This window comes from Leisingera sp. F5 (assembly GCF_001593695.1).
In genome coordinates this window covers 1-7,357 of the sequence record NZ_LUKH01000084.1, presented here as the reverse complement: position 1 = coordinate 7,357, position 7,357 = coordinate 1, and the positions used below count along the sequence as shown (strand labels likewise).

The following is a 7,357-nucleotide window of genomic DNA, read 5'->3' as shown; positions in this document are numbered from 1 at the left end:
GTTCACAGATGCGCCCGTCCCGGAACCGGCAGACAATGGCAACAGGCGTCTCCACCCGCTTTCCTGTGGCCTTGCAGGTCCAGGCCGTGGTGCCCAACCCAATCACCCGGTCGCCCTCCGAGACCGTCTCTTCCAGCGTCCAGTGTTCCATTTCAAAGGCACTGGTCAGCTCACTCAGATAATTCTGCAGCTGCGCGCGCCCGTTCCGTGCCGCACTGAAATCCAGTCCATGCGCGCCCTCCCCCATCGAACGCATGCACATGTCCTCGGTGGTATAGTCATCCCACATGGCCAGATCGCCCGCTTTGCAGCCATCCCACCTGGTCATTGCTTCCCGCAGAATCTCCGCATTTGATAGCCCCGTCATTGCAACGCCTCCCAACTCGTATTGATACACCCTCTAAAGGGTGCGCTCCGGCTTACTCCTCCGTCAAGCGTGTCTGCACGCAGTTGCAGCACAGCCCGGACTGCGCTATGACGTCAACAGGTCCCGGATACCTGCCGCTCGCAGCCTTTGGCTTTGGTGAAATCCGGACAAGGATCCTTCCTGACGCCTGGGTGCACGCCCGGATAGCAACGCGAGCCCCTGTCTGCATCGGCAACTGCACCCTTCACGCGAAAGGTAATCCCATGCAGCCACCGCCTGCTCTCCCCCCCATTCCGCAGCTCAAGACTGAAGCGCGCCTGCTGCGTAAGCATTCACAGGCCCAGGGCCAGCCCATAAGCCACAGCACCGCGCTCGAACGGATCGCGCAATACTATGGCTTCCGCGACTGGAACACCCTTAGCGCCCGCGCCACAAACCTCCCGGATCTGCAGGTCGGGATGCGTGTTGAAGGCCAGTACCTGGGTCAGCCCTACACCGGCTATGTCCACGGCCTCTCGGCCTGCGGCATCAACGGCCACCGCCGGATTACCCTGCAGTTTGATACCCCGGTGGACGTGGTCCAGTTCGACAGCTTTTCGTCCTGGCGCCAACGGGTGTCCGCGGTGATCGGCGCGGACGACCGGTCTCCGCAAAAAACCTCCAACGGGCTCCCCCATCTGGTGGTCAGCCCGCTGTTGTGACCAGTCCGCCCGGCTTCTTTCTGGTCCAGAATACCCCGGGGTGAATGCCCGCAGGGCAGAGGGGCAGCGCCCCTGGCCCCTCACAACGAAAAACCCCCGCAAGCAGCACTTGCGGGGGTTTGATGTTTCAACCTGTCAGTCGGACAAGGATCAGTCTTTGCCCTTGTGCGGCGCCCACAGCTTCTTGTTGGTCAGATACAGCAGAACCGACAGAACGGTCAGGAACAGCACGCCGACAAAACCGGCCTGCTTGCGCGCCATCATCTTGGGTTCAGCAGTCCACATCAGGAAGGCAGCGACGTCCTGCGACATAGCTTCCACGTCATTGGCATGGCCGTCAGCAAACTCCACCTGCTCATCCGACAGCGGCGGCGCCATCGAAATCCAACCGCCCGGGAAGGCAGTGTTTTCATAGAAGGTGGTGCCAGCTTCTTCTTTGGTCTCGCCGGTGTAACCGGCCAGCAGCGAGGCGATGTATTCAGCGCCGCCCATGCCCTTGAACAGCTGGTTCAGACCCGAACCGTAAGGGCCGTGGAAACCCGCACGCGCCTTGGCCATCATGCTGAGGTCCGGGGCGCCGGCGTTGTTGTTTTCCGGGAAGTGGTCGACCGGCTTGGCCGGACGGTCCTCATCCAGTGCCGCATCATACGCTGAAGTTATCGGCCGCGTAGGCACGCACCTGATCTTCCGGCAGCTGCGGGCCGCCCTCGTCGCCCAGGGTGCGCAACGGCACCAGCTTCAGCCCGTGGCAGGCTGCGCAAACCTCGGTGTAGATCTGCAGGCCGCGCTGCAGCTGATTGCGGTCATAAGTTCCGAACGGGCCTTCAAACGAGAAGGCGTAGTCGGTGATGTGCTGCTCGCCGCCGCCTGCTGCGTAAGACGCAGCAGGGATCATGGCCAGAGCGAAGGCGGCACCGGTTGCCAGTTTCTTGAACATTGCGAGGTGTTCCTTCTTCTTACTCGGCAGGAGTGGCTTCAGCAGAAGACTTCTTGCCATAGTGGGCGTCGAAATCCTCTTCGATGGTGGCAGGCTGAGCCGTCGGCTTCTCGATCACACCAAGCAGCGGCAGGATCACCAGGAAGTAGCCGAACCAATAGGCCGATGCGATCAGCGAGAATGATGCATAGGGCTCTTCCGCCGGCATCGCACCCAGCCACATCAGGGCAAAGAAGTCGACCACCAGCAGCGCAAACCACCATTTGAACATCGGACGGTAACGGCCCGAACGGACGCGCGAGGTATCCAGCCAGGGCACCAGCGCCATCACAGCAATCGCACCGAACATCGCCAGAACACCAAAGAACTTGGCGTCAACGATGCCGCCGGTCACGAAGGAGGCAAACTGAACCACCCACACTTCCGAGGTAAAGGCACGCAGGATCGCGTAGAACGGCAGGAAGTACCATTCCGGAACGATGTGCGCCGGGGTCACCAGCGGGTTGGCTTCGATGTAGTTGTCCGGGTGGCCCAGGTAGTTCGGCATGAAGCCGACGATTGCCCAGAAGATCACCAGCACAACGGCCAGGCCCAGGAAGTCCTTGATCACGAAGTATGGCCAGAACGGCAGGGTGTCTTTCTTGGCTTCTTCCTTGGAGCCCTTGCGGACGTCAACACCGGTGGGGTTGTTGTTGCCGGTGGTGTGGAAGGCCCAGATATGCACGATCACCAGCGCCGCAATCACGAAGGGCAGCAGATAATGCAGCGAGAAGAAGCGGTTCAGCGTGGCGTTATCCACCGCCGGTCCGCCCAGCAGCCAGGTCTGGATCGGTTCGCCGATGAACGGGATGGCGCCGAACAGGCCGGTGATCACGGTTGCGCCCCAGAAGGACATCTGGCCCCACGGCAGCACATAGCCCATGAAGGCTGTGCCCATCATCATCAGGTAGATCAGCATGCCGACGATCCAGGTGATCTCGCGGGGCGCCTTGTAGGAGCCGTAGTACAGGCCGCGGAAGATGTGGATGTAGACAGCAACAAAGAACAGCGAGGCGCCGTTCATGTGAAGGTAGCGCAGCATATGGCCGCCGTTCACGTTGCGCATGATGTGCTCGATCGAGGCAAAGGCCAGATCAGCATGCGGGGTGTAATGCATCACCAGGACAATGCCGGTGACGATTTGCAGCGCCAGGCAGAAAGCCAGGACGATGCCCCAGATCCACCACCAGTTCAGGTTCTTGGGGGTGGGGATCATGATTGTGTCGTAGACAAGACCGACGATGGGCAGGCGGCTGTGCAGCCACTTTTCTGCGCCTGTCTTCGGCTCGTAATGGTCGTGCGGAATACCGGACATGAGCGCGTTTCCTTATCCCAGCTTGATGGTGTTGGCGTCGGTGAACTCAGCCACCGGCACATGCAGGTTCTCCGGCGCCGGGCCTTTGCGGATGCGGCCTGCGGTGTCGTAGTGCGACCCGTGGCAGGGGCAGAACCAGCCGTTGAATTCGCCGGCGCCGTCGCCCAGCGGCACACAGCCCAGGTGGGTGCAGACACCCATCATCACCAGCCATTCGCCGGCCTCGTCCATGGTGCGGTTGGCGTCAGCCGCGTCGGTGCCCGGCTTGTTCGGGTTTTCCGACCGCGGGTCGATCAGCTCGGACAGCTCCACGGCACGGGCTTCTTCGATCTCTTCCGGGGTGCGGCGGCGGATGAACACCGGCTTGCCCAGGAACATGACCGAGATTTGCGTGCCAACTTCCACGCCGCTGACATCGACCAGGATCGAGGACAGTGCTTTCACGTCGGCGGAGGGGTTCATCTGGTTGACCAGGGGCCATACGGCGGCACCCGCGGTCACTGCCCCGGCGCCGGCAGTGGCGTAGTAGAGGAAATCTCTCCGGGTTCCTTCGTGGTCTTCTGCGTGGGACACGAGGTTTTCTCCAATTCCAGCGCCCGTTTAGGGCAAACATGCGCATGCACCGCGATTGCTCGCAGTGACTCAGGCGCGTGTCTAGCGGGGAGAAGGGCATTCGTCCAGCGGTCATAGGCGCGCAGAAAGCCGCAGACGGCAATTCTGTCACGACTGTGTGACCGTGCCGCACCCATATCGGTGCGGCACCTGTCATTATCAAGGGCGCTCTCAGCCCGCCGGCGGTTTTGTGGCCTGCATGGAGGGGCGCGATTCGAAGCCCGCAAACCACTCCGCCAGCGCCTCGTTGCCCTGGCGCCAGCCCGCATCCGGGTGGCGCAGATCGAAATATCCCAGCGCACAGGCCACCGCGATCTGGCCAATATCAAGCGGCCCCAGCAGATGGCTCATCCAGCGCGCATTCAGCGCGGCACAGCCGCCCAGGACCTTGCTGCGCTGCGCATCCAGCCAGCCATCCCATTGTTTTTCCTCAGGTCGCAGACGTTTTTCATAAGCCATCAAGATCGCCGCATCCATAATACCGTCGGCGGTGGCTTCCAGAACCTTACTGTCCCAACCGCCGCCATACAGCATGCCGCCTGCGCGGTCGTCCAGATAGGCGCAGATCACCCGGCTGTCATAAAGCGCCGGGCCGTCATTGCGCTCAAGCGCCGGGATTTTGGCCAGCGGGTTGCTGGCTTTCACCTCTGCACTGGGGCTGAGGGGCGTTGTGGTCACATTCAGGATTTCAACATCCTCAATCTGCCCGGTCTCATGCAGCAGCACCAAAACCTTGCGGGCAAAGGGCGACGCCGGTGAATATGTAAGCTTCATGGAAAATCCTCCGCTGTTTTGCAGCAGCCTACTGCATGCCCTGCCAAGGGAAAGGGGCAATCAGCACACTGTGCTATACTGGTCCGGCTCAGCCAATGTCAGGAGGACCCTCAAATGATCATGCGGATATTCCAGGTTGTCATCCGACCGGGCAAGGAGGCGGATTTCAGCAAGTTCTTCCATGAGACCGCCATTCCGCTAATGAAAGGCACCGATGGCATCGTTACTGTCCTGCCAGGCGCGCCGCGCGCCGAAAGCCCGCGGGAGTTCAGCTTTGTGATGGTGTGGAAGGATCTGGCGTCGCTCAAGGCCTTTGCGGGCGAGGACTACACCAGTCCGCACATCGACCCGGCTGAGGCCGAACTGGTCGAGTCGCGCAGCATCAAACACTATGACTTGGTCGAGGTTTGATGCCGCGCGTTTAACGCTTGCAGAATGCCGCACGGATTGGCACGTTCGACCTGTTCTCAGGGCGGGGCGGAATTCCCCACCGGCGGTAAGCGGGCATTGCCCCGTAAGCCCGCGAGCGGCTTCCGGAACCGGAAGTGTCCAGCAGATCTGGTGCGATTCCAGAGCCGACGGTTACAGTCCGGATGAAAGAGAGCGTTCGCCAGGGCCGCTTAGGGCGGTGCCTGTTGTTCGTTATCGCCTTGGGTGACGTGTCAAAGCGCAAGGAGATAACAATGACACACACCCGCTATGCCTTTATCAAGGCGCAATGGCATGCCGATATCGTCGATCGAGCGCTTGATGGGTTTCTGGATCTCGTCTCCAGCTCTCAAGTCGACGTCTTTGATGTTCCCGGTGCTTTTGAAATGCCGCTGATGGCGCAGGAGCTGGCAAAAAGCGGCAAATACGCAGCTATTGCCTGTGCCGCATTTGTCGTCGACGGCGGCATTTACCGGCACGATTTCGTTGCCCAGGCTGTTGTGGACGGGCTGATGCGTGTGAGCCTTGAGACAGGCGTGCCCGTGCTTTCGGTATCCTTGACACCGCACCAGTATCAGGAGACCGAACACCACAATACAATCTACCGCGACCATTTCGAAGAAAAAGGCCGCGAAGCAGCGCAAGCCGCCTTGATGATCACCAAGTCACGCGCGCAGGCCTTGGCAAACGCCTGAACCTAGCCCCTGCATTTGCCAGCGCGCAGGTGCAGGCCCTCTTGTATCTCAGGCATTATTTACCCCAGATAAGCCTTCAAAGCAGGCGGCGGATTGTCCAGCAAGTCCGCCGTCGCTTGCGGCGGATGCGCCTTGCCGTCCGCCACAAGCACCACTTGGTCCGCAATCCGGCGCGCGTCGTTCGGATCATGACTGACCATCAGCACCGTGGCGCCGCTTTCGCGCGCCAGCTCTGCCACAAGATCCAGCATCTCAGCCTTCAGCGCCGGGCCAAGTGCCGCAAAAGGTTCATCCAGCAGCAGGATGTCGCGGCCCTGTACCAGTACCCGCGCCAGGGCCACCCGGCTTTGCTGCCCGCCGGACAGAGCCGCAGGTTTCCGCCCCCCCATGCCGCCAAGACCAACCCGGATCAGCGCTGCGTCAATCTTTTGCCACTCCGTCTGATTGAGCCGCAGGTTCGCATGCAACCCCAAGCCAACGTTCTGCGCCACGGTCAGATGCGGAAACAGGTTGCCGTCCTGAAACAGCATGGCGACCGGCCGCTTGCCCGGCGGCCTGCCGGTCAGGTCTGAGCCGTTCCAAGAGACGCGCCCACGGGTAACTGGCAGGAAACCGGCCACTGCCTCCACCAGCGTGGACTTACCGGCACCCGATGGACCAATCACCGCGACGCAGGCACCCCGCACAATCTCAAGATCCGCCTCCACCACATAGCCGCCGTTCATGATCCGGCAATTCTCAAGCCTCAGCATGCCAGCGCCCTCCGCGGTCCAAAATCCAAAACGCACCCATCGACAGCATCAGCAGGAGCAGTGCAGCACCCGCTGCGGCCTCCATCCGGTATGCCCCCATCAGCCGGTAAATCTGCAAGGGCAGCGTTGCGAAATCCGGATCGGCAAACAGCGTTACCACGCCCAGATCCCCCATCGACAGTGCCGCAGTCAAGCCCGCGGCAAACCCTGTCTGCGCCCGCATCCGGGGCAGAAAGACCCGGCGCACAAAGGCCCAGCCCTGCATATCCAGCGACAGCGACAACCGGCCATAGCGCCCCAGCACTTCCCGCGCCCGCGGCACCAGGATACGCATGGCAAATGGCAGCGCCATCACCGCATTGACCAGCGCCGTCACCGGCAGCGCCAGGGCAAATGGGTCTGCGACGGGGTAGATCAGAATGAACAGCCCGGTGCCAATCACCAATGGAGAGGCCGCAAGCCCAAGAATGCCCGACAGTTCGGTCAGGCTGTTCCGGCCAGCTGCAACCGCAGCTGCCATCGGCAAGGCCAGCGCAAGAAGGATCACAGTGCTGATTGCAGCCACCAGAATGGAGTTCCCCGCGGCCTGCCATACCGTGCCCTTCAAGTCAGCAAGCCCGGGCAGCCCGGCCAGTACGATCGCCGCCAGCGGCAGCAGTAAGAAACCAGCTGAAAAGGTAATCCAAACGGCGTCAAGACAGCGCGCCGTGGCCCCCTGCCCGTCCCAGCGCCGCAC

Annotated in this window: 8 protein-coding genes, 2 pseudogenes and 1 riboswitch; of the genes and pseudogenes, 3 read left to right on the top strand and 7 right to left on the bottom strand. The window is 61.5% G+C overall.

What is annotated here, in order from left to right:
* A partial coding sequence (locus A2I95_RS24035) for a nuclear transport factor 2 family protein (protein ID WP_291733903.1) occupies nucleotides 1-367 on the bottom strand: 367 nt, incomplete at its 3' end.
* 263 nt (nucleotides 368-630) lie between these two features.
* Between A2I95_RS24035 and A2I95_RS24030 the strand changes: the two genes are divergently transcribed.
* Nucleotides 631-1,068, top strand: coding sequence for a glyoxalase superfamily protein (locus A2I95_RS24030; RefSeq protein WP_291733901.1), 438 nt, complete (start codon nucleotides 631-633; stop codon nucleotides 1,066-1,068).
* Nucleotides 1,069-1,218: 150 nt separating this feature from the next.
* On the opposite strand, the pseudogene A2I95_RS24025 reads toward A2I95_RS24030, so the two are convergent.
* From A2I95_RS24025 to A2I95_RS24010, 4 genes and pseudogenes are all read right to left on the bottom strand, one after another.
* A pseudogene (locus A2I95_RS24025) lies at nucleotides 1,219-2,005 on the bottom strand (cytochrome c1).
* 19 nt (nucleotides 2,006-2,024) lie between these two features.
* Complete coding sequence (gene petB, locus A2I95_RS24020) at nucleotides 2,025-3,359, bottom strand: cytochrome b (RefSeq protein ID WP_291733898.1); 1,335 nt, start codon at nucleotides 3,357-3,359, stop codon at nucleotides 2,025-2,027.
* A 12-nt stretch (nucleotides 3,360-3,371) separates the two neighbouring features.
* The gene (gene petA, locus A2I95_RS24015) at nucleotides 3,372-3,932 is read right to left on the bottom strand and encodes a ubiquinol-cytochrome c reductase iron-sulfur subunit (protein WP_027256883.1); all 561 of its coding nucleotides are present in this window, start codon (nucleotides 3,930-3,932) and stop codon (nucleotides 3,372-3,374) included.
* Between the two features lie 210 nt (nucleotides 3,933-4,142).
* A complete protein-coding gene (locus A2I95_RS24010; protein WP_291733894.1) occupies nucleotides 4,143-4,745 on the bottom strand; it encodes a glutathione S-transferase in 603 nt (200 codons plus the stop codon).
* A gap of 114 nt (nucleotides 4,746-4,859) precedes the next feature.
* Between A2I95_RS24010 and A2I95_RS24005 the strand changes: the two genes are divergently transcribed.
* Nucleotides 4,860-5,156, top strand: a complete 297-nt coding sequence (locus A2I95_RS24005; protein ID WP_259988460.1) for an antibiotic biosynthesis monooxygenase — start codon at nucleotides 4,860-4,862, stop codon at nucleotides 5,154-5,156.
* 48 nt (nucleotides 5,157-5,204) lie between these two features.
* A riboswitch (FMN riboswitch) is annotated at nucleotides 5,205-5,354 on the top strand.
* Complete coding sequence (locus A2I95_RS24000) at nucleotides 5,339-5,869, top strand: 6,7-dimethyl-8-ribityllumazine synthase (protein WP_291733891.1); 531 nt, start codon at nucleotides 5,339-5,341, stop codon at nucleotides 5,867-5,869. Its footprint overlaps the riboswitch before it by 16 nt.
* Nucleotides 5,870-5,928: 59 nt before the next feature.
* Here A2I95_RS24000 and A2I95_RS23995 read toward each other — a convergent pair whose 3' ends face one another.
* Together A2I95_RS23995 and A2I95_RS23990 are read right to left on the bottom strand one after the other, a co-directional pair.
* Nucleotides 5,929-6,621 carry an ATP-binding cassette domain-containing protein gene (locus A2I95_RS23995; RefSeq protein WP_291733889.1) on the bottom strand — a complete coding sequence of 231 codons (693 nt, stop codon included), beginning with the start codon at nucleotides 6,619-6,621 and terminating at the stop codon, nucleotides 5,929-5,931.
* A pseudogene (locus A2I95_RS23990) lies at nucleotides 6,608-7,357 on the bottom strand (thiamine/thiamine pyrophosphate ABC transporter permease ThiP); the annotation flags it as partial. The gene A2I95_RS23995 and the pseudogene A2I95_RS23990, both read right to left, overlap by 14 nt.